The following is an 18,431-nucleotide window of genomic DNA, read 5'->3' on the forward strand; positions in this document are numbered from 1 at the left end:
CCGTATTCGCGCGTGGGATGCAGCGGGCTCTGGCCCGCCGCGCATTTCAACAGCAGGCCTTGCCGTCCTCAAGAGCCGTAGGCGATCGGCTGGAACTTGCCCACCGTCGCGATGCCAGGATAGGCGGCGTTGTTGACGATCTGAATATCATACTTAGAGGTCTTGCCCTTAACCCACTGGCCGCCGACCAACGGCGTCGTCGTGCAATTCTTCACTGGCCCCTTCTTCCAAGACACCGGCCCGACGATCGACTGATAGTCGGTCGCCGCGATTGATTCCATGATCGAACCGGGATCGTCGACGTTCTTAGTGCGCTTGAGCACATCCAATGCGACCTCCAGCAGAGCGTGCTTGAAGCCGATCGGCTGCACCCATTGCTTGCCGGTCGCCTTGGTGAAGTCGGCGCAAAGCTCGGCCGCCGACTGGCCGGTCAATCCCGATTTGAACGGGTGGTCGGGCGACCACCACTCCTCCGACGACAGGCCGACGCCGCGATCGCCGAGCGCTTCGACAGAGGCCGGAAAGAGCAACGCCTTGGCGACGGTGACGGCCTTCGGTTTGAATCCCTGCTGCGCGCATTGCGCCCAGAACGTGGCGAAGTCCGGAGGCAGGAACACGCCGGTGACGATGTCGCACTTCTCAGCCTTCAGTTTGGTGATCTGCGCGGTGAAATCGTTGGACAATGGCGTGAACAGGCCGGCGTCAATCAGCTTGAAGCCGGCCTTGATGAAGCCGGGAGGCAGGCCATGCACCGGATTGGACACCGCCACGCCGTCAGAATCGTTGGACCAAAGCGCGCCGACGGTTTTGTTGGTTTCGATCGCGTTCCACAAGCCGGTGAAGGTTTCGACGATCTGGCCGACCCCCCAGAAGAAATGATAGGTCCAGTCGAAACCTTTGGCGGGGTCTCCGCCGCGCCCGAAGAAAAAGGCGTCCCATGGCGTATCTGTCGTGATGCAGGGCACGCCGTTCACCTCGCATTGATCAGCCACCGGGTTGACCGTGTCGGCGGTGCTCGAGGCGAGCATCAAGTCGATTTTTTCCTTCGTGATCAGTTCGGCCGCGACTTCGGCGGCGCGGCTCGGATTGGACTGGCTGTCGCGCACCAGGATTTCCACCGGATATTTGACGCCGCCGACTATGATTCCGTCGCCGATCGCCTTGCGCACGCCCGCTAGAATGAACTCGTCGGCGGAGCCGAACGATGCGATCGGTCCGGATTCAGGACTGACAAAACCGAGCTTGATCGTCCGGCTGGCGGCAAGCGCGCGGCCGATCAGCGCGGGCGCCGCGATCGCGCCGGCGCCGGCGAGAGCCAAACCTTGAACCGCACGACGGCGGCTGATGGCTGTTGGCGAAGATAGGCTCCATTTTCCCTGTGCCATGATTTGTCCCTCCCAGGATTCGCTGTTTGTTATGGGGCTTGCGGCGTCTGAGGTCAGACGAGCGCCGTGACGTTGTTTTCGACGCCGAGTAGAGCCTTGCCGTAGACCTCATAGCCGACCGTCGGAAGGACGACCGCGTGGCGCGCCGCCACCGCTGAATCCCGCCAGATGCGTTGAAGGGGGCTTGAATCGGCGAAGCTGCCCGCGCCATGCGCAAACAACAAGAGATCGATCGCTTGCGTGATCTTCTCGACGACGTATCCAGTATCGGCGCGCACCCGGGTGCGGACGATCATATCGGGGTAAACGCCGCTGACCGCGGCTTGATCGATGTCGTCAGCGGCCCGATAGGCATGAAGATGGGCCGTGTCGATCAGCATTGCCGCCTGGGCGATCTGCAGCTGAAAAGCGACGGAAGCGTTCTGCTTTTCGAAGAAAGTATACGAGATCGGCCGCGTTCCAGCTTTCTGCCGGACGTATTGCAGCGCAGCGCGACCGAGGCCGAGTTGGGGACCGACCAGGATCAACGCAAGGATCGCGACGAAAGCCGATCGGTAGAAAGATTCCTGGCCTCTCATCTCTGTCGGATAGTCTCCCTCGATAGCGCTGGGGACCGACAGGATTCGGTGGCTAGGTATGAATACGTCCTTGGCGATCAAACCGATGCTGCCACTGGATTTCATGCCGGCGACGAACCAGGTGTCCTCGCGTTCAAGATCAGCCATCGGGATTAGCGCCAGGCCTTGATCTATCGTCTCGCCGACGTCGTTGACGATGGGAACGCCGAGCACCGCCCATTGAGCGTGCCAGCCGCCGGAATTGTAGTACCATTTGCCAGTGACGCGGAGCCCGCCGGCGACCTTGGTCGACGCCGCGCTGGGGGCGAGCACGCCGGACACTATCGCATCCGGGTTCGCGCCGAACACCTCGTCCTGCGCCTTGACGGGAAACAGGCTGGCGAGCCAACAGCAGATATTGTTGAGGTTCGCCACCCAGGCGGCGCCGCCATCCGCCTCGGCGATCGCGGCGCTCACGTCCAGCATTGCGCGCGTGTTCATCTCCCAACCGCCGTATCGCCTCGGCGTGCACACTTTGAGGAGACCCGCTTTCGTCAGGGCCAGTAGCGATTCTTCCTCGACGCGCCGATTGGCTTCCCCTTTCGGCGCGTTCCTTTGCAGCAGCGGCGCAAGCTCGCGCGCCCTAGCGACGAGTTCTCCCGACGTAGGCGCAACAAAAGTATGAACGCTGGCAACACTGGTCATTGCATATCTCCTCCCAATAAGGTCAGTCTTTTTGCCTTCTTTTTTCGCTCGGTTTCGCGTTCCAGCAGCACCGAATGCGTGCCAAAAAGTCGTTCGCTGTAGACGAGCGGCGGCGCGGCGGTTTTTTCGGCGTCCGTCACGACGCCCAGAAGAAGCATGTGATCGCCGCCTTCAACGGCTTGGGCGAGGGAGCAGACCAACCAACTCGCCGCGGCCGCCAGCCGCGGCATCCCGTGATCGAAGGCCCAGGTCGACTGGCCGAAGCGATCGGCGCCCCGCGCAGCGAACAATCGCGCCGTTTCCTCCTGGGACTTCTCCAGGACATTGATCCCAAATCGCTCGGTCCGCAGAATGCGCGCGAGCAATTGCGAGCCTTGACCCAGCGCGACGCTGATCATGGGCGGGCTGAGGGAGAGCGAAGCGAAGGCGCTTACGGTCGCCCCGTAGGGAATTTCCGCCTCCGAAGTGGTGACCACGGTCACTGGCGCGCAAACGCCAGCCATCAGATCGCGAAATCTCTGGATGTCCAGCGTCACTCGTTCCTCCAAAAGTCCCTTGTTCCAGGGTCTCTTCTACGCTTCGGAAGCCGTTTCCCGATCTTGGTACGTCATCCCGGCTCGGCTGCGGGACGGTCAGGCGGCCGAGCTTGCAACAGAGGCGAGCCCAGAACGATATCCGAAGTGCGCGTCAGGTGACGCTCGATCAACTCGCATGCGAGGGCCGGCTCACGCGCAAGACACGCGTCGAGAATGCCCTTGTGCTCGCCGTCGATGTCCCGGCTTTCGCGCGCCAGCGTGTGCGAGAGAAGCCGATAGCGTTCCGATTGCGCATAGAGCATGGCGCGCAGGATGAGCATCCAGGAGCTGTCGCAGCCGGCGACAAGCGCCGCGTGGAACGTGGTATGCGCGGCGGCCCAGGCCTGATTCACGCGGGAAGGCTCCCCGGGCATCGCCAGGGGAATGCGATGCAGCCGATGGTAAGCCGCCACAATCGCCGTCTCCCATTCGACGTCGCCGCACTCGATCGCCGAACGCAGACAGATCTGTTCGATCGTAATTCGCGTCCGCGTCAGATCCTTCAGTTCCTCTACCGAGACTTCGGCGACGGAATAGCCCTTTTGAGCGATGGCGACCGTCATTCTCTCCGCCGACAAACGCGACAGGGCTTCACGGACGGCTCCCGGGCTGAACCCGAACTTCAAAGCGACTTCGCTAATCGTGATCCTGGCGCCGGGCGCGAGCCTGCACGTGAGAATTTCATCCAGAAGGGCCGCATAGGCTGCATCTGTCTGGGTCACCGATTGATCGAGTTGAGCCCGCTTGTTCATTCATATTTTCTAGCGCGTCAAAACTATGACCGCAAGGAAAAAATATTTTATATTGACAAAACTAATTTCAAGCAAATAGAATTTACCCTGCGATATGCCGCTAAGGCTTTCCCTGGGAGACTTCGACGTGAGATTCGTCCGCTACCAAGCCGAACACGAAGAAGGTCTCGCGATCGAACAAGCAGGCGAAGCGCGCGGATTGACGGCGAGTGAAGCTGGCTATCCCGGAGATTTCGATGCGCTCGTTCGCAAGGGTCTCCCAGCGCTCGAACAGGCTGCCAAGGCGCTTGGCGCGGGCCACTCTGTCGACCTTGCCGCCGTCTCCCGACTGCCGCCGATCCGCGCTCCGGAAAAGGTGATCTGCGTCGGGCTCAACTATCGCGATCATTCCACAGAATCCGGCTTCAAACAGCCCGATTACCCAACGCTGTTCAGTCGTTTCAATTCGAGCCTGATCGGCGACGGCGCGCCGATCGTCAGACCGTTCGCCTCCGACAAACTCGACTACGAGGGCGAACTCGTCGCCATCATTGGCACGGGCGGGCGCCACATTCCCTTGGCGAGCGCGCTCGATCACGTCATCGGCTATTCGATCTTCAACGACGGATCCATTCGAGACTATCAATTCAAGTCGCCGCAATGGACGGTCGGCAAGAATTTTGACGGCACGGGCGCGTTCGGCCCTTGCTTTGTCACCGCCGACGAACTTCCCCCCGGCGGCAAGGGCCTGAGATTGCAGACGCGGCTCAACGGCGAGGTCGTGCAAAGCGCTTCGACCAGCGACATGGTGTTTGACGTCGCCACGCTCATCGCCATCATCAGCGAGGCCATTACGCTTCGAAGCGGCGACGTCATCGTGACAGGCACGCCGTCGGGCGTCGGCCAATCGCGCAAGCCGCCGCTCTTCATGAAACCCGGCGACACGGTCCAGGTGGAAATCGAGAAAATCGGCGTACTGTCGAATCCGATCGCCGACGAGACGCGATAGCGGCCGCGGGAGCAACGCGAGTAGATATTTCAATCGCGTATCGCCACATGCCTATAGGAATGCGATCCGGGCGCGCCAGACGCCAAATCGCGCAAGGCAAATCAGGAGGAAACGCGATGACCGAGATTCATGGCTTCATCAAGCCGACCCGCCGGCCAGGAGAACTCGGGATCCATTCCCTGGATCAATTTCATTTCGTGGCTCCCGATCTCGCCGTCGCTCATAATTTCTATAGCGAATTCGGCCTGGACATTCAGGAAAAAGGCAATTTGCTCACGGTCGGCACGCACGGGCATCCCCATAAATGGGGGACAATCGGCGAGGGTCCCCGCAAGAGACACAGCCACATGTCTTTCGGCGCCTTCGAGGACGACATCGACCGATTCGCCGAGCGCCTGCAGAGCATGGGAATCAAGAGGCTTGATCCGCCGCCGGGCGTCGACTCGAATGGGTTGTGGTTTCACGACCACGACGGCAATCTGGTCGAGATCAAGGTTGCCGCAAAGTCGTCGCCGGACGAAAAGACGCGGTTCTCCTTTCAGTCTGCCGCCCCTGGTCAACGCGGGGCGTTGTTCCGCAGCAAGATGAAGCGAACGCATCCGCGCCGCCTCGCCCATATTCTGATGTTCACGCGTGACGTGCGCAAGGCGGTCGAGTTCTACACGCGCGTGCTCGGTTTGCGTCTCTCCGACCATTCGAGCGACAATATCGCGTTCCTGCACGGCGTTCACGGCAGCGATCACCATATGATCGCCTTCGCTCGCTCGGACGCGCCCGGCCACCACCATTTCAGTTGGGACGTCGGAACCGTCGACGAAATTGGCGCGGGCGCCATGCACATGCTGGGCAAGGGTTTCGCCAAGGGATGGGGTCTCGGTCGCCATGTGCTGGGCTCGAACTTCTTTCACTACGTTCAGGATCCTTGGGGCAGCTTCAGCGAATATTCCGCGGACATCGATTACATTCCAGCCGATTGCGACTGGCCGACGGGAGATTTTCCGTCAGACGATTCGTTTTACGCTTGGGGACCAAACGTTCCGGAAGATTTCGTGCATAATTACGAGGCCTGAGCGGCGCGGCCGTCCCGGAAGATGTCTTGCCTCAGCTCCACCCCGTTTTTTTCAGGCGAGATTTCCGAAAAGTCGGGCGCATAGCGCCGCCTGGGAGTGTGATCGCAACGTCTGCCGCGCCAAAACCAATAGGCAATCCACAACTTCCTAAGCGCGGATCAAAACATCTATACCCTTCGTTCTGAAAGAATCAGGCGATTAATCCGCTGCCCGCCCGTAAGCGCGACGGCGGCCAGGGGCGCGCATCGCCCACCGCGACCCTGATCCTCGCAGCGACGACTTCGATCGCCTTTCTAGGACCGTCGGGTGAAAGCCAAAGCGAAAAGGTAGCGTTCGGCAGATCGGGCAGCGAGGCTTCCCGGCTCACGTCGCGCAGGCCGAGCGACAATTCGCTCTCCAAAAGCGCGACAACGCCAAAGCCGCTGCGCGCCGCGGTCAGGCAGCTTTGGAAACTTGGGCTAACGCAAGCGAGGCGCCAAGCGATCTGCCGACGCGCCAAGGCGGCAATCGATGCCGCGCGATAGGGGCATGGTTCGGGTGCAAAGACCATGGGCATTGGTCGATCGACCGGAAGCGGGTTCGTCGTGGCGAAACCCCAAACCAGTCGCTCGGTCCATAAGGCTTCCGCCGACGGATGGGTGTCGCAATGTACACCCAACAGAATGTCGAGCAGGCCATCATTGAGCTGATCGAGCAATAGTTTCGTGAGATCGACGTGCAACTCGATCTGCAAGGTCGGATGTTGCTCCATGACGCCGCGTATTGCAGCCGCCAGCGCGCCGCTGAAATAGCCTTCGGAAATGCCGATCCGCACCCGTCCCCGGATCGATTGCGTCATGCCGAGCTGCTCGCTGAGCGCGCTGTGCAGCGCGAGAATGTTGCGGGCGCCCTGCAACATCACCTCGCCATGTGGCGTCGGCGCCAATGCCCGCGTACTGCGCGTCAGGAGCGCACAGCCCGCCTGCGCTTCCAGCCGCTTGATCTGCGCCGTCACGGCCGATTGCGTGAGGCCAAGACGCCTACCGGCGGCGGTGAAGCTGCCCTCATCGACGACGGTCGCGAAGGTGCGCAGCAACTCGGTCGAGAAAGTCTGCATTCATCAATTAGTGTAATAACTGCGACAATGATAATCAATTTAATTTTCGAATGCGCGCCCGCTAGGTTTTCGTCCGCCGAACAAGCCAGGAGACGAATCATGAAGGTGCTCTATATCGAAGCGTCCCCGCGTAAAGAGCGGTCGGCCTCCATCGAGGTTGCGAATGCATTTCTGGATGCGCTGAGGGCGGAAAATCCGGACACGCAGATCGATGTTCTGGACCTTTGGGCGCATCAACTGCCAGAATTCGACGGGCCGACGCTGCAAGCCAAATACGCCGGGCTCGAGGGCGTGGAGCGAACCCCGGCGCAGCAGGCGGCTTGGGAAGCGATCAATGTTATGGGCGACCGCATCAAGGCCGTCGATCTCCTGCTCTTTGCGATCCCGATGTGGAATTGGGGCATTCCTTACAAACTAAAGCACCTGATCGATTTCGTGTCGCAAAAGGACGTACTCTTCACCTTCGACGAACGCGGCTTGAACGGGCTGCTCACCAATCACCGCGCCGTCTGCATCTATGCGCGCGGCATCGCTTATGGGGCTGACAGCGAGCTTGCGAGCTGGGATCAGCAACGTCCTTTCATGAACACTTGGCTCACCTCTGTCGGCGTCCCGACGATCGACACCTTACTGGTGGAGAAGACCTTGCTCGGCCCCGACGTCGACGTGCAGGCCCGCGACGCCGCCAAAAAGGCCGCGCAGGCGCTGGCGAAGACGATCGCGCGCTGCTAGCGGCGATATCCCGCCTCCACCCTAAGTCGCTTGGCGACGATTTCGTGAGGCGCCGTCATGCGGCGCTATGCATAATCACGATAGCTCTTCGTATTAACGCCATTCGAGAGCCGCGGCGCCGCCGGCGCACCTAAATCTTGCTGTCGCTCGGAAGAAACGCCGCGAAGTTGCGCCGCCCGTCGACAACGCGGACGCTCTCGACCGATAAGTCTCCAACATTATTGTTGGCGATCGCGGAGCGCTCGCCGCTCAGGGTCGGTTCGGGGACAAGGCCGCGCCGCAAAGCGGGATGGCGGAAACCAAGGGCGCGTTACGTAGCCGCCGTCGGAAAGTTTCATCAGGCGGCCCGAAAACACATAACATTTTTTTGACGTGTATACGGCGCTTGCACATATAATCTGGTAATTAAGAGTTAATTGAATTTTGCTGCGCGGCGGCGTCAAAGAAGGGGGCAGTTTGATGGATCGCTTGGTCCGAGGTTTTCCTCAGCGCCTCGATAATTCGCAACGCATTCGCCGCAGCCCCTGCCATCGTCGTCATCGCCGAGCGCTCCTCGCATTTCCGACCGGTGTTCTTCGGCGCAATCTAGGCCGCGTGCTCCTATGAAGCGCCCTCTATCATGAGGGCCTTGCATGGATAGCGAGCCTACTTGTCTTGTCGAGATAAGCGGAAGGGGCATCGCCCGTCTCGGTGACGCCACCTATTGGCGAATTGCTCCGGGCCACTTGCCGCGTGTCACGGGATGGAAATTGGGCGTAGGGATTGTCGTCGAGGAAAACGATCATCTCTTCTGGAAGCACAGACTGCTTAATCTTGAGACCGGGGAACAGGCGTTCGCGGTTATTAGTCACAGAAGAGGCTCCCCATTGCCCCGCGCGCCTAACGTGTTCGGACTGGCTCCGATCGGCCATCGAGCGCGCGGCGACGTTGGCGGTCTCGCCGATCGACTTGCTCAGCCCTTGCAAAACGAAGTCGGCGCGTATTTGAGCGCGGAGGATGTCCATCTCGCGCTCGCCGTGCTCAGGGTTCATGTTGGGATGGCGGGAAGTTCCGAAAGCAGCCCCGCAGCCCCGATGTATGAGATTGAGATCATCAATGGTCAGGGACGTTCGGAAGAGGTGCTGGCTACGGCCCGCGATGAACCCATCGCCCGCGCCGCATTTGACGAGGCCGTCGGGATCCATCCCGGTCGCAAATTGCGAATGATACGCGGGTCGCAAGTGGTGGCGGAGTTGGAATAAAAGGTTCCGGCAAAGATATTTGGAGGCCGCTTCCCGGGGGCGACAAGACATTGGTCGCAACCAGCATTCGGCCGCGCGCTCTCCCCACGGCGTTCGCAGCCTATCGAGTGCGGCTCCTCTCCTTGCTGCAGGCGATGAACGGATCGGCGGCGACAGGAAAGTCGATCGTCTCGACGCCGCCAATTCGCCCGTCCTTTTTCACGCCTCAGGATCGAGCGTGAAGAGTTCTTGGGGCCGCCCGACGCCGCGCAAGGCGTAGCGTCCGACCGAGACGAAGCGATGCCGTTGGTCGGCGAGAGAGGCGGCGAATGCGGCCGAAAGCAGCAACGGCTGGTCGGCGGACCGGCACATCGCCGCGATCCGGCTGACCTCGTTGACCGCCGGGCCGATGATAGTGAAATCGAGGCGTTCCTTGCTGCCGATATTGCCGTAAAACACCTCGCCGATATGGAGCCCCAGATACATGTCCGTCGTCGGCAAGCCTTCGCCGGCGCGACGCGCATTGAGCTCTTCGACAGCCCGCTGCGCCTGGATCGCGGCGTCCAGCGCGGCCGTGGCGGCGCGTTCGCGCTCCTGCGCCGGGAAGATCGCCAGTACGCCATCGCCGATAAATTTCAGAACGTCGCCGGCGTTCAGGTGAATGACGGAGATGATGGCGTCCGCATAGTCGTTGAGCAAGGGGATGATCTGCTCTGGCGGCGACGTGTCGGCGATGCGCGTGTAATTGCGTAGATCGCTGAACCACAGCACGGCCTCGATCCGGTCCACCACGCCGCGCGCGATCCTGCCGCTGAGAACCCGTCGGCCGGCGTCGCGGCCAAGATAAGTTTCGACCAAGGTCGCGGCGATTCGGCCGAGCGAGGCTGATTTCACGGCCAGCCCGAGGAACGGCATGAGCCGCTGCAATATCGCGATCTCGCGATCCTCGAAACCGCTGGCGCGATCGGTTGTCCACGCGGAATAGACGCAATCCATCTCGCCGATTGCCCCATCGGCGCCGAAGCGATTGACGATCGCCACGAAGTCGGTGATGCCGGCCGCGCGGTGCTCGCGAAACATCGGAAATTCGTTTTCGCCCTCCGCGTCGATGCGGCGGCGCAGCATGGATTCGCCGCTGGTCACCAGCCGATAGAACGGGCTGCTGAGCCAGCGCTCGGCAGCCTCGCCTTCCGTGCTTCGTCCATATTCGGCGAGCGTCGCCTCCGCCTTCTCCCGATCCCAACGAAACGCGCGCCCCTCATAAACGGGGTGCAGCGTATCGTTGAAAACGGTGACGCGGACGAGCGGCAAGCCGAGGGCGGCGAGGCGGTCGCAGAAGCCCGCGACCATATCGGTTTCCGCCCGCCCCGCGAGTCCCGCCTCGGCGATCCAGGCCGCCAGCGCGGCAATCTCAGCTTCTCTCATGGCCGGCGATCATAGCGCCTGTTGAGGCTATGGCCAGTGGCGTCGAGCTCTTGGTTCCCAAACTTGACAAGGCTAAGGTGGCGGATGGAGACAAGGGAGGCGACTTTTCCCCGCGCCCGATAGTCTCTCTCCAAAGGCCATGCGATGCAGAATTTGCTGTTTCTCCAATCGCTGTGGGCGATGGAGCGCCGGCACACCGACGGGGCCGAACGCACGCTCGAGCAGAATATCGAGATGATCGTCGACGCCGGCTATGACGGCGTCAGCATGAGTTTCACCGACGCGGACCTGGCGCACCGCGCGTCGGCGTTGCTCAAGCCGCATGGCAAGGTCATCGAAGCGCAATGTTTCCCGCGGACGGTCGACGATCTCGCGCCCGCGCTGGAGCTCGCGAGCGCGGCGGGCGTCCATCACCTCGATATCCAGGCCGACGTGCGTCCGCGCCGTTTAGACGATTGCATCCCGCTCATCGAGGGTTGGCGGCGTCTCGCCGAGCAGGTCGATTTTCCCGTCTATTTCGAGACGCATCGCGACCGCATGACGACTGACCTCTATTTCACGCTCGATCTCCTCGATCGCTTTCCCGATCTCAAGCTCTTGGGCGACCTCTCGCATTTCCTGGTGGGTCGCGAATTCGCGACGCCGATCTCGGCCGAGAACCACGCCTATATCAACCGCATTCTCGACCATTGCTGGGCGTTCCATGGCCGCGTCGCCAGTCGCGAACAAGTGCAGATCGAGATCGCCTTTGCCCATCACCGGATATGGCTCGACATCTTCCTGGGATGGTGGAAATACGGTTTTGAAAGCTGGCGGCGGCGCGCGGGGCCCGACGATTCGCTCGCCTTCGTTTGCGAACTCGGCCCCCAGCCCTATGCGATCACCGGGCCGGACGGCAATGACACGACGGATCGCTGGCAAGAGGCGTTGCTGCTCCGCGAGCATGTGCGCGGCCTCTGGAATTCGCCGCCTGCCGGTTAGCCGCGCGAACCCGCCACCCATTGCTCCTGGTCGATCAGCGACCCGGTGATCGGGCCTCCCGCGTCGCTCAGCAGGAACAGAACGAGACGCGCCACATCGTCCGTTTGAATGAGCTTGCCGAACGGTTGCCCGGCTTCCGCCTTGGCGAGCCAGCCCTCGCCCTTGCCGAGCGTGACGCCCTGCATCCGCCGCTCGCCCGGCGTGTCGGCCCAGCCCAGATTGATTCCATTGACGCGGATGCGATCGAAGCGATGGGCGTTGGCGGCGTTCTTGGTCAGCGTCGCCAGCGCTCCCTTGGTCGCCGAATAGATCGCCAGATCCGGCGCGCCGCAATGGATGTTTGTCGACAGGATATTGACGATGCCGCCCGGCGCGCCGCGCCGGCGCATGTCGGCGATCGCGCCCTGCATCAGGAAGAACGGCGCGCGCGCATTGACGGCGAACAGCCGCTCCCACACTTCCGGCGCGCCGTCGACGAAGGAGGCGCGGTCGGTCAGCGCGGCGACATTGACCAGCGCATCGACGCGGCCGAATTTCGCGATGCAGGCGGCGATGAGCGCGGCGGGCGCATCAGGGTCGGCGAGGTCGGCGATTTCAGCGGCGGCGGCCGCGCCCAGCGCCTCGACTTCCGCCACGACGGACGGGGCGGCGTCGGCCTCGCGCCCGGTGATCAGCACGCCCGCCGCCCCCTGCCGCGCCGCCTCCAGCGCAACCGCGCGCCCGACGCCCTGGGTGGAGCCGGTGACAAGGACGATACGGCCGGGGATGCTCATGGGGCTCTCATAGCGTTTGGGACTGCGAACTTATCCAAAGGCGTTTCAGGAGAATCCGAGGAATCTCCAAATTTACCCCCATTGATATCATTGAGACTCGCCAGAAATTTGCAAATTTTTATCGAGGCGGATTGATTGATATCAAGGGCTTGCAAGCGAAAAATCAAAAAAAACGCGCCTCTCTCTAATCTCGGCTCCCGGCAAGCGCGCTCAGCGGGAAGGCTTACATCGACCTTAGCACGCCTAGTGATTTTCAGAAATAAATTGTTGCGAACCCGAACTTTTATTATGTATCGGCCAACGCAACATCCCGCCCAGAGCCCGGCCGCATGATAGCTAGCGCATGATGATTTATGATCGAAACGGTCGAGGGTGATCCATTGTTTCGCATGGCGGAGCGTGAAAAAAATGCCTCCATGCGAACAATGGCTCCATATCGAAGTCGCCGCCGATAGCTTTTCGATTCAATGAATTCTCATCCCGCTCTGGGCGCATCAAGGCGACGATCGTCGAGGCAACCGGCGGCTGCGTCGCCTTCATCGCTCCCCCCACCTTGCTGATCGCACAGGCGACGTCAGAGCTCCGACGCGGGCGCCTTTTCGCCCGTGTTGGTCGCGCGGGGCGCGCTGAAAAGCGCGCCGATGTCGCGTTCGGACGCGAAAAACGAGGTCGCGCGACGATTTCACTCCATGTGCCGTTGCGCATTAGCGCCTCACCCCGCCCGCTCCCCATGCCCGAGCGACCTCCGCCCCAGCCTCCTGCGGATCGGCCAGGCGCAGAGATGGGTCGCGCTCCAGCCGATGACGAGCGCGATGCCGGCGATGACGAAAGCCTCGAAAGTGATGGGGACGGCGGGTTCGTAGTCGCGGATCGCCTTCGAGGCGGTGGCGGGGTCGAAATTCTCGATCAGGCTGGCGAGGCGGGTCAGCGGGCCGCCGATCTGGAAAGCCTCCTGCTGGCGGGTGAGCCGGGCGGCGCGATCGACATCGCTTTCGATGGCGGCGCCGCGTTCCTGCGCCAGATTATCAGGATTGGTCTTCAGCCGGTCGACGCCTTGGGCGCGCGTCAGCGATTGGGCGGCGACTTCGCTGTCGAATTGCGCGATCATGCGGTCGAGCTCGTCGATCGCGCCGCCGAGGCGCTGGCGGTATTGCTGAGCGAATTCAGGTAGTTGCGAACCGGCAAGGGCGAACAGCAGGCCGATCGCCACGGCCAATCGTCGAATCAGCAGCATGCGGTCCTCGTTGCGCCGAACTGGCGGCGGGCATTATCGGCTCTAGGCAAGGCGCTGTCTTCCCCCTTGGGGGAAGATGGCCGGCGGAGCCGGTCAGATGAGGGGAGTCGCGAAGCGACGGCTTTGAACCTGTCAGCTCGGCGCCGCGCATATGCAAGACAACAGGCTTGATTGCTCCGATGACCCGCCCGTCGGCACAAGCACGCGCGCGAATCTCGGCAACGTTCAAAGCCGTCTCGCTTCGCTCGACTCCCCTCTTCTGTCGTGCTTCGCATGACATCTTCCCCCAAGGGGGAAGAGGCGTTCGCCTGTTGACGCCGTCAATCGAATGGGCCTCATATCGGCCATTGGCTGGGCGATCCAAAGATGAACGAAACGCATAGTCCTGTCGCCGCGCGGCCTTGGCCCGTCTTGCGCTCCTTCGCCGGCTGGCGCTTCGCCGATCTTGGACCCGACGTCATCGCCGGCCTGACCTTGGCGGCGATCGCGATTCCCGAACAGATGGCGACGGCGCGGCTCGGCGGTTTTGCGCCGCAGATCGGCTTTCTCGCGATCATCGCGGGCGCGGTCGGCTTTGCGATTTTCGGTTCCAATCGCGCGATGTCGGTCGGCGCGGATTCGACGATCACGCCGATTTTCGCCGGCGGTCTGGCGTTGATCGCGGCAAGCGGGTCGCCCCATTACGCCGCCCTGGCCGCGATGCTCGCCCTGATGGTCGGCGCGATGTTGATCGTCGGCGGCCTGCTCCGTCTCGGCTGGATCGCCGATCTCCTGTCGATCCCGGTCACGACAGGCTTTCTGGCTGGCATCGCCGGACATATCATCCTCTCTCAGGCTCCCGCCTTGCTCGGCGTCGCCGGTCCCGAGGGCTCGTTCATCGATAAGATCACGGCGCTCGCCGGCGCGCTTGGCTCCGCCAATATCCTCACATTGGCCATCGGTCTTGGCGTTCTCGCGATCATGCTGATCGGCGAGCGCATCAGTCCGCGCGTTCCCGGCGCCTTGATCGGCCTTGGCGGCGCCACCGCGCTGGTCGCCGCCCTTGGGCTGGAGAATCATGGCGTCGCCGCTTTGGGCGCTGTCGCTGGCGCCATTCCGACGTTGAAAATGCCTGAAGTCTCGCTCGACGACCTGACCAAAGTCGTCCCGCTCGCCTTTATCGTCGCTGTCGTCGTGATGGTGCAGACCGCGGCGACGACGCGCTCTTTTCCCGCCGGCCGCGAGCCCGACGTCAATCGCGATTTCGTCGGCGTCGGCGCGGCCAGTGTGCTGGCCGGGCTCACCGGCGCCTTTCCCGTCAACGCCAGCCCGCCGCGTACGGCGGTGGTCGTCGAGACTGGCGGCGCCTCGCAATTGGGCGCGCTTGTCTGCGCCGCTTTGGTGCTGGCGCTGTCGGCCTTCGGCGCCGATCTCCTGACCCATGTTCCCTATGCCGCGCTGGCCGGCGTCCTGCTGTTCGTCGCGCAAAGGATCATTCGCGTTTCGACCTTCGTCGATGTCTGGCGCCAGAGCCTCGCGGAATTCGCTTTGATCGTCGCCACGATGGCGGCGATCCTGTTTCTGCCGATCCAGCAAGGCGTCGGCATCGGCATCATCCTGTCGCTGCTGCATGGCGTCTGGACGACGACGCGCGCCAAGACCGTCGAATTTGCCAGAATTCCGGGGTCGACGATCTGGTGGCCCAAAACGAACGCGGCCCAGCCAGGCGAAACCATTCCCGGCGTGCTGGTCGTCGCCTTGCAGGCGCCGCTATCTTTCCTCAACGCCTATGATTTTCAGCATGCGATTCAGCGATTCGTCGCCGCGCGCGCGCCCGTGCGGCTGGTAGTGATCGAAGCCGACAGCATCGTCGAGATCGACTATACCGCCGCGCAGGTCTTGAGCGCGGGCATCCGCCAGTTGCACGAGCAGGGGATCGCCATCGCCGTCGCCCGGTTGGAATCGGTGCGCGCGCAGGAAGCCTTCGCGCGCCTCGGGCTCGAAAAGCTGATCGGCGCGGATCATCTGTTTCATAGCGTCGAGGAAGCGGTGCAAGCGCTGAAGCCTCAAAGCGCGGCCTAATGGCGCGCCCGGTCACGCCGCCGTCACTTTCGGATGTGACTTTGGCGGGGGCGCCGACAGGGCGGGATCGAAGCAAATGCAGTGGAATGTGTTGAAATTCGCGGCGATCGCCGCCGCCGTGGCGTTCGCCGCGCCCGTGCTGGCGCAAGAAGCGCCAAAGCCCGTCGCCGGGCTTGAGCGCATCAATCATATCATCGTCATCTACCTCGAGAATCGCAGTTTCGATCAGCTCTATGGGCTGTTCCCCGGCGCCGACGGCGTCGCCAATTCCGGCGCGGCCGCCACCCAGGTCGATCGCGACGGCAAGCCCTATGACAAATTGCCGCCGGTGCTGAACACCAATTTCAGGCCGGCGCAGATTGATTCGCGCTTTCCCGCCGATCTGCCCAACAAGCCCTACCGCGCCGAGCCCTATGTGACGCTGTCGCAAATCACCGGCGACGCCTGGCATCGCTATTATCAGGAGCAATTGCAGATCGACGGCGGCAAGATGGACAAGTTTGTCGCCTGGACCGACGCGGGCGCGCTGCCGATGAGCTATTTCGACGGTTCGCCAACCCCGCTCTGGGCCTATGCGAAGGATTATGTGCTGATGGATCATTTCCATCATGCGGCGTTTGGCGGCTCGTTCCTCAACCACCTTCTGTTCGTCTGCGCCTGCGCGCCGCGCTTCGACAATGCGCCGGCCGATCTCGTCGCCCAGCTCGACGACAAGGGCATGCTGGTCAAGGACGGTTCGGTGACGCCGGACGGCTATGCCGTCAACACCTTGCTGCCGCGTCTCGGACCGCTTCCAGCCAAGATCGATCTTGCCAAAACGCTGCCCGTCCAGAGCGCCCCGACGATCGGCGACCGGCTTGACGAAAAGGGGATCGACTGGGCCTGGTATTCGGGGGGCTGGGACGCAGCGGCGGCCGGCAAGCCCGGCCCTCTGTTCCAGTTCCATCATCAGCCCTTCGCTTATTTCGCCAATTTCGCTTTGGGCACGCCGGGGGCCAAGGCCCATCTCAAGGACGAGGTCGATTTCGTCGACGGCATCGAGAAGGGGATGCTGCCCCCCGTCGTCTTTTTCAAGCCGAGCGGCGAGGATAACGAGCATCCGGGCTACGCCAGTGTGCTGGCGGGCGAATACCATACCGCGCTTCTGCTGCGCCTCATCGAGCGCAGCCCCCTCTGGAAGGACAGCGTCGTCATCGTCACTTACGACGAGAACGGCGGCCTTTGGGACCATGTGGCGCCGCCCGTCATCGACCGCTGGGGACCTGGCACGCGCGTGCCGACGCTTGTCGTCTCGCCATTCGCCAAGCGCGGCTTTATCGATCATACGGTCTATGACACGACCGCCATTCTGAAATTGATCGAGACGCGCTTCGCCTTAAAACCCTTGGGAGCGCGGGATGCGGGCAGCGCCGATATGACGGCGGCGTTCGACTTACCCTGACGGGAGCTTTTGTGACAGAAATTCTCATTGGGATCGTCACCGTTTCGGATCGCGCCAGCGCCGGCATTTACGAAGACAAGGGCGGTCCGGGCATCGAGGCGGCGCTGGCGGCGATTCTGGCGACGCCCTGGCGCGCCGTACGCCGGCTTGTGCCTGACGAACGCTTGGCCATCGAGGCTGCTTTGCGCGAGCTTGCCGATGTCGCGAATTGTTCGCTGATCCTCACCACGGGGGGCACCGGCCCATCGCCGCGCGACGTGACGCCCGAGGCGACGGAAGCCGTTTGCGAGCGCATCCTGCCCGGCTTTGGCGAATTGATGCGCGCCAGGAGCCTGCTCGAAGTCCCCACCGCGATTCTCTCGCGCCAACTCGCTGGCACCCGCGGCCACACATTGATCGTCAACCTGCCGGGCAAACCCTTAGCGATCCGCACCTGCCTCGACGCGGTCTTTCCCGCGATCCCCTATTGCCTCGACCTGATCGGCGGCGACCGCCTCGACACCAACCCCACAGTCTGCAAGGCGTTTCGCCCCCAGCAATGATTGCGGAGAGCGCTCGGACGGGCCTCAATTGTCGTCGCTGGCCTTGGGCGGCCCGGACGACGCATCGGCGTCTTTCTTCTTGCCAATGGTCTTGGCGCTGATCGGATGCGGCGCGCACCAACCGGGAAGGTAACTCGCTTCGTCGGTCTTGGCGTATTGGAGCGCGAGCGCGAGGGAGCCTTTGAAATCCTTTTCGGCGGCTTTGTCCTTGATTCTCCGGCGCAGGAAATCGGCCCATAGGAATTCGGAAAAGGGTGTGGAATCCTTGGCGAAGCCGCCGAGGCGCCGCAATTCGCCCGCCAGCGAGCGGAACGGGTCGTCCTTCATATGAGCGACGGTCTTGGGCAGATCCGAATAGTCGCGCCGCCGCCCCTTGCCGTCATAGGGATGGGTCCAGGCGCGAAAATCGAGAACGGTCCAGAAAGCGTCCTTGTCGAGCTGATGGAGGTCGGCGATCACCGTCGTGAAGACGCTTTTGACCCCGTTGTCGTGCAGCGCCCGCGCCAGATGATGATGGTCGGTGAGATAGGGCTCCTTGCCGGGGCCAATGATCACGGGGACCATGTGCGAGCCCAGGAAACGCTCAAGTTTCTTGGGGTCGAAGGCGCCCCATGCCTTTCGCTTTTCCTCGACTTCCCGCATTCCGAGCGTCATCTGCGTCGGGCGCAGCTTAAGGATCGGCGTGGGCGTGAGGACCGGTTCCCGAATATGGACAGCCATGGATTCCCCCTGCGAACAATCGATGAAACGCCCGCGCAAACTGCCGCAGGCGCGGCCCTGGGTCAATGAAGGGTCGCTCGCGCGGCCGCTCGACCGGCTGCAATTTGACCGGCCGGATCAATTCATGCTCTGTCCCGCCCAATGACGGAGCGCCTTCACGCGCGCCGAATTTTG

19 protein-coding genes are annotated in these 18,431 nt (G+C 62.3%); 9 read left to right on the forward strand and 10 right to left on the reverse strand.

What is annotated here, in order from left to right; genetic code table 11:
* Positions 1-68: 68 nt before the first annotated feature.
* From GSQ90_RS13975 to GSQ90_RS13990, 4 genes are all read right to left on the reverse strand, one after another.
* Complete coding sequence (locus GSQ90_RS13975; protein ID WP_158815435.1) at positions 69-1,385, reverse strand: ABC transporter substrate-binding protein; 1,317 nt, start codon at positions 1,383-1,385, stop codon at positions 69-71.
* A 53-nt stretch (positions 1,386-1,438) separates the two neighbouring features.
* On the reverse strand, positions 1,439-2,647 hold the full coding sequence (locus GSQ90_RS13980; RefSeq protein ID WP_158815436.1) for an acyl-CoA dehydrogenase family protein: 1,209 nt from the start codon (positions 2,645-2,647) through the stop codon (positions 1,439-1,441).
* Complete coding sequence (locus tag GSQ90_RS13985) at positions 2,644-3,183, reverse strand: flavin reductase family protein (protein WP_210254898.1); 540 nt, start codon at positions 3,181-3,183, stop codon at positions 2,644-2,646. The genes GSQ90_RS13980 and GSQ90_RS13985 overlap by 4 nt, the downstream gene beginning before the upstream one ends.
* A gap of 71 nt (positions 3,184-3,254) precedes the next feature.
* Complete coding sequence (locus GSQ90_RS13990) at positions 3,255-3,974, reverse strand: GntR family transcriptional regulator (RefSeq protein WP_158815437.1); 720 nt, start codon at positions 3,972-3,974, stop codon at positions 3,255-3,257.
* A 127-nt stretch (positions 3,975-4,101) separates the two neighbouring features.
* Between GSQ90_RS13990 and GSQ90_RS13995 the strand changes: the two genes are divergently transcribed.
* Positions 4,102-4,962: a fumarylacetoacetate hydrolase family protein gene (locus GSQ90_RS13995; RefSeq protein WP_158815438.1), complete on the forward strand. Its 861-nt coding sequence runs from the start codon at positions 4,102-4,104 to the stop codon at positions 4,960-4,962.
* A 116-nt stretch (positions 4,963-5,078) separates the two neighbouring features.
* Positions 5,079-6,032 carry a VOC family protein gene (locus tag GSQ90_RS14000; RefSeq protein WP_158815439.1) on the forward strand — a complete coding sequence of 318 codons (954 nt, stop codon included), beginning with the start codon at positions 5,079-5,081 and terminating at the stop codon, positions 6,030-6,032.
* 190 nt (positions 6,033-6,222) lie between these two features.
* Here GSQ90_RS14000 and GSQ90_RS14005 read toward each other — a convergent pair whose 3' ends face one another.
* A complete protein-coding gene (locus GSQ90_RS14005) occupies positions 6,223-7,128 on the reverse strand; it encodes a LysR family transcriptional regulator (RefSeq protein WP_158815440.1) in 906 nt (301 codons plus the stop codon).
* A gap of 99 nt (positions 7,129-7,227) precedes the next feature.
* Here GSQ90_RS14005 and GSQ90_RS14010 point away from each other — a divergent pair, with 99 nt between their 5' ends.
* A complete protein-coding gene (locus GSQ90_RS14010; protein ID WP_246731599.1) occupies positions 7,228-7,860 on the forward strand; it encodes an FMN-dependent NADH-azoreductase in 633 nt (210 codons plus the stop codon).
* A 405-nt stretch (positions 7,861-8,265) separates the two neighbouring features.
* Here the strand turns inward: GSQ90_RS14010 and GSQ90_RS32675 are convergent, their stop codons facing one another.
* On the reverse strand, positions 8,266-8,400 hold the full coding sequence (locus GSQ90_RS32675) for a hypothetical protein (protein ID WP_256366603.1): 135 nt from the start codon (positions 8,398-8,400) through the stop codon (positions 8,266-8,268).
* 92 nt (positions 8,401-8,492) lie between these two features.
* Here GSQ90_RS32675 and GSQ90_RS14015 point away from each other — a divergent pair, with 92 nt between their 5' ends.
* Positions 8,493-9,101: a hypothetical protein gene (locus GSQ90_RS14015; protein ID WP_158815441.1), complete on the forward strand. Its 609-nt coding sequence runs from the start codon at positions 8,493-8,495 to the stop codon at positions 9,099-9,101.
* 198 nt (positions 9,102-9,299) lie between these two features.
* Here GSQ90_RS14015 and GSQ90_RS14020 read toward each other — a convergent pair whose 3' ends face one another.
* Positions 9,300-10,505: an adenylate/guanylate cyclase domain-containing protein gene (locus GSQ90_RS14020; protein ID WP_158815442.1), complete on the reverse strand. Its 1,206-nt coding sequence runs from the start codon at positions 10,503-10,505 to the stop codon at positions 9,300-9,302.
* Positions 10,506-10,649: 144 nt separating this feature from the next.
* Between GSQ90_RS14020 and GSQ90_RS14025 the strand changes: the two genes are divergently transcribed.
* A complete protein-coding gene (locus GSQ90_RS14025; RefSeq protein WP_158815443.1) occupies positions 10,650-11,486 on the forward strand; it encodes a sugar phosphate isomerase/epimerase in 837 nt (278 codons plus the stop codon).
* Here the strand turns inward: GSQ90_RS14025 and GSQ90_RS14030 are convergent.
* Complete coding sequence (locus GSQ90_RS14030; RefSeq protein WP_158815444.1) at positions 11,483-12,259, reverse strand: SDR family oxidoreductase; 777 nt, start codon at positions 12,257-12,259, stop codon at positions 11,483-11,485. The genes GSQ90_RS14025 and GSQ90_RS14030 overlap by 4 nt on opposite strands.
* 712 nt (positions 12,260-12,971) lie before the next feature.
* Positions 12,972-13,493: a DUF2937 family protein gene (locus tag GSQ90_RS14035; protein ID WP_158815445.1), complete on the reverse strand. Its 522-nt coding sequence runs from the start codon at positions 13,491-13,493 to the stop codon at positions 12,972-12,974.
* 366 nt (positions 13,494-13,859) lie between these two features.
* Between GSQ90_RS14035 and GSQ90_RS14040 the strand changes: the two genes are divergently transcribed.
* The 3 genes from GSQ90_RS14040 (at position 13,860) to mog (ending at position 17,537) form a co-directional block, all read left to right on the forward strand.
* Entirely contained in the window at positions 13,860-15,554 is a 1,695-nt protein-coding gene (locus tag GSQ90_RS14040; protein WP_158815446.1) for a SulP family inorganic anion transporter, read from the forward strand.
* A gap of 76 nt (positions 15,555-15,630) precedes the next feature.
* Positions 15,631-16,995, forward strand: coding sequence for an alkaline phosphatase family protein (locus tag GSQ90_RS14045; RefSeq protein ID WP_158815447.1), 1,365 nt, complete (start codon positions 15,631-15,633; stop codon positions 16,993-16,995).
* Between the two features lie 11 nt (positions 16,996-17,006).
* Positions 17,007-17,537, forward strand: coding sequence for a molybdopterin adenylyltransferase (gene mog / locus GSQ90_RS14050; RefSeq protein ID WP_158815448.1), 531 nt, complete (start codon positions 17,007-17,009; stop codon positions 17,535-17,537).
* A gap of 24 nt (positions 17,538-17,561) precedes the next feature.
* Here the strand turns inward: mog and GSQ90_RS14055 are convergent, their stop codons facing one another.
* Positions 17,562-18,257: a ParB-like protein gene (locus GSQ90_RS14055; protein ID WP_158815449.1), complete on the reverse strand. Its 696-nt coding sequence runs from the start codon at positions 18,255-18,257 to the stop codon at positions 17,562-17,564.
* Between the two features lie 22 nt (positions 18,258-18,279).
* On the opposite strand from GSQ90_RS14055, the gene GSQ90_RS32680 reads away from it, so the two are divergent.
* Positions 18,280-18,402, forward strand: coding sequence for a hypothetical protein (locus GSQ90_RS32680; RefSeq protein WP_256366604.1), 123 nt, complete (start codon positions 18,280-18,282; stop codon positions 18,400-18,402).
* Positions 18,403-18,431 lie beyond the last annotated feature (29 nt).

Origin of the sequence: Methylocapsa sp. S129 (genome assembly GCF_009765995.1) — a bacterium.
In the GTDB taxonomy this organism is placed as follows: Bacteria; Pseudomonadota; Alphaproteobacteria; order Rhizobiales; family Beijerinckiaceae; genus Roseiarcus.

Excerpts from the sequence above, each read along its gene's own strand:
- GSQ90_RS13975 (WP_158815435.1), bottom strand. The coding sequence starts at position 1,385 with ATGGCACAGGGAAAATGGAGCCTATCTTCGCCAACAGCCATCAGCCGC.
- GSQ90_RS13980 (WP_158815436.1), bottom strand. The coding sequence starts at position 2,647 with ATGACCAGTGTTGCCAGCGTTCATACTTTTGTTGCGCCTACGTCGGGA.
- GSQ90_RS13990 (WP_158815437.1), bottom strand. The coding sequence starts at position 3,974 with ATGAACAAGCGGGCTCAACTCGATCAATCGGTGACCCAGACAGATGCA.
- GSQ90_RS14000 (WP_158815439.1), top strand. The coding sequence starts at position 5,079 with ATGACCGAGATTCATGGCTTCATCAAGCCGACCCGCCGGCCAGGAGAA.
- GSQ90_RS14005 (WP_158815440.1), bottom strand. The coding sequence starts at position 7,128 with ATGCAGACTTTCTCGACCGAGTTGCTGCGCACCTTCGCGACCGTCGTC.
- GSQ90_RS14010 (WP_246731599.1), top strand. The coding sequence starts at position 7,228 with ATGAAGGTGCTCTATATCGAAGCGTCCCCGCGTAAAGAGCGGTCGGCC.
- GSQ90_RS32675 (WP_256366603.1), bottom strand. The coding sequence starts at position 8,400 with ATGACGACGATGGCAGGGGCTGCGGCGAATGCGTTGCGAATTATCGAG.
- GSQ90_RS14015 (WP_158815441.1), top strand. The coding sequence starts at position 8,493 with ATGGATAGCGAGCCTACTTGTCTTGTCGAGATAAGCGGAAGGGGCATC.
- GSQ90_RS14020 (WP_158815442.1), bottom strand. The coding sequence starts at position 10,505 with ATGAGAGAAGCTGAGATTGCCGCGCTGGCGGCCTGGATCGCCGAGGCG.
- GSQ90_RS14025 (WP_158815443.1), top strand. The coding sequence starts at position 10,650 with ATGCAGAATTTGCTGTTTCTCCAATCGCTGTGGGCGATGGAGCGCCGG.
- GSQ90_RS14030 (WP_158815444.1), bottom strand. The coding sequence starts at position 12,259 with ATGAGCATCCCCGGCCGTATCGTCCTTGTCACCGGCTCCACCCAGGGC.
- GSQ90_RS14035 (WP_158815445.1), bottom strand. The coding sequence starts at position 13,493 with ATGCTGCTGATTCGACGATTGGCCGTGGCGATCGGCCTGCTGTTCGCC.
- GSQ90_RS14040 (WP_158815446.1), top strand. The coding sequence starts at position 13,860 with ATGAACGAAACGCATAGTCCTGTCGCCGCGCGGCCTTGGCCCGTCTTG.
- GSQ90_RS14045 (WP_158815447.1), top strand. The coding sequence starts at position 15,631 with ATGCAGTGGAATGTGTTGAAATTCGCGGCGATCGCCGCCGCCGTGGCG.
- GSQ90_RS14055 (WP_158815449.1), bottom strand. The coding sequence starts at position 18,257 with ATGGCTGTCCATATTCGGGAACCGGTCCTCACGCCCACGCCGATCCTT.
- GSQ90_RS32680 (WP_256366604.1), top strand. The coding sequence starts at position 18,280 with ATGAAACGCCCGCGCAAACTGCCGCAGGCGCGGCCCTGGGTCAATGAA.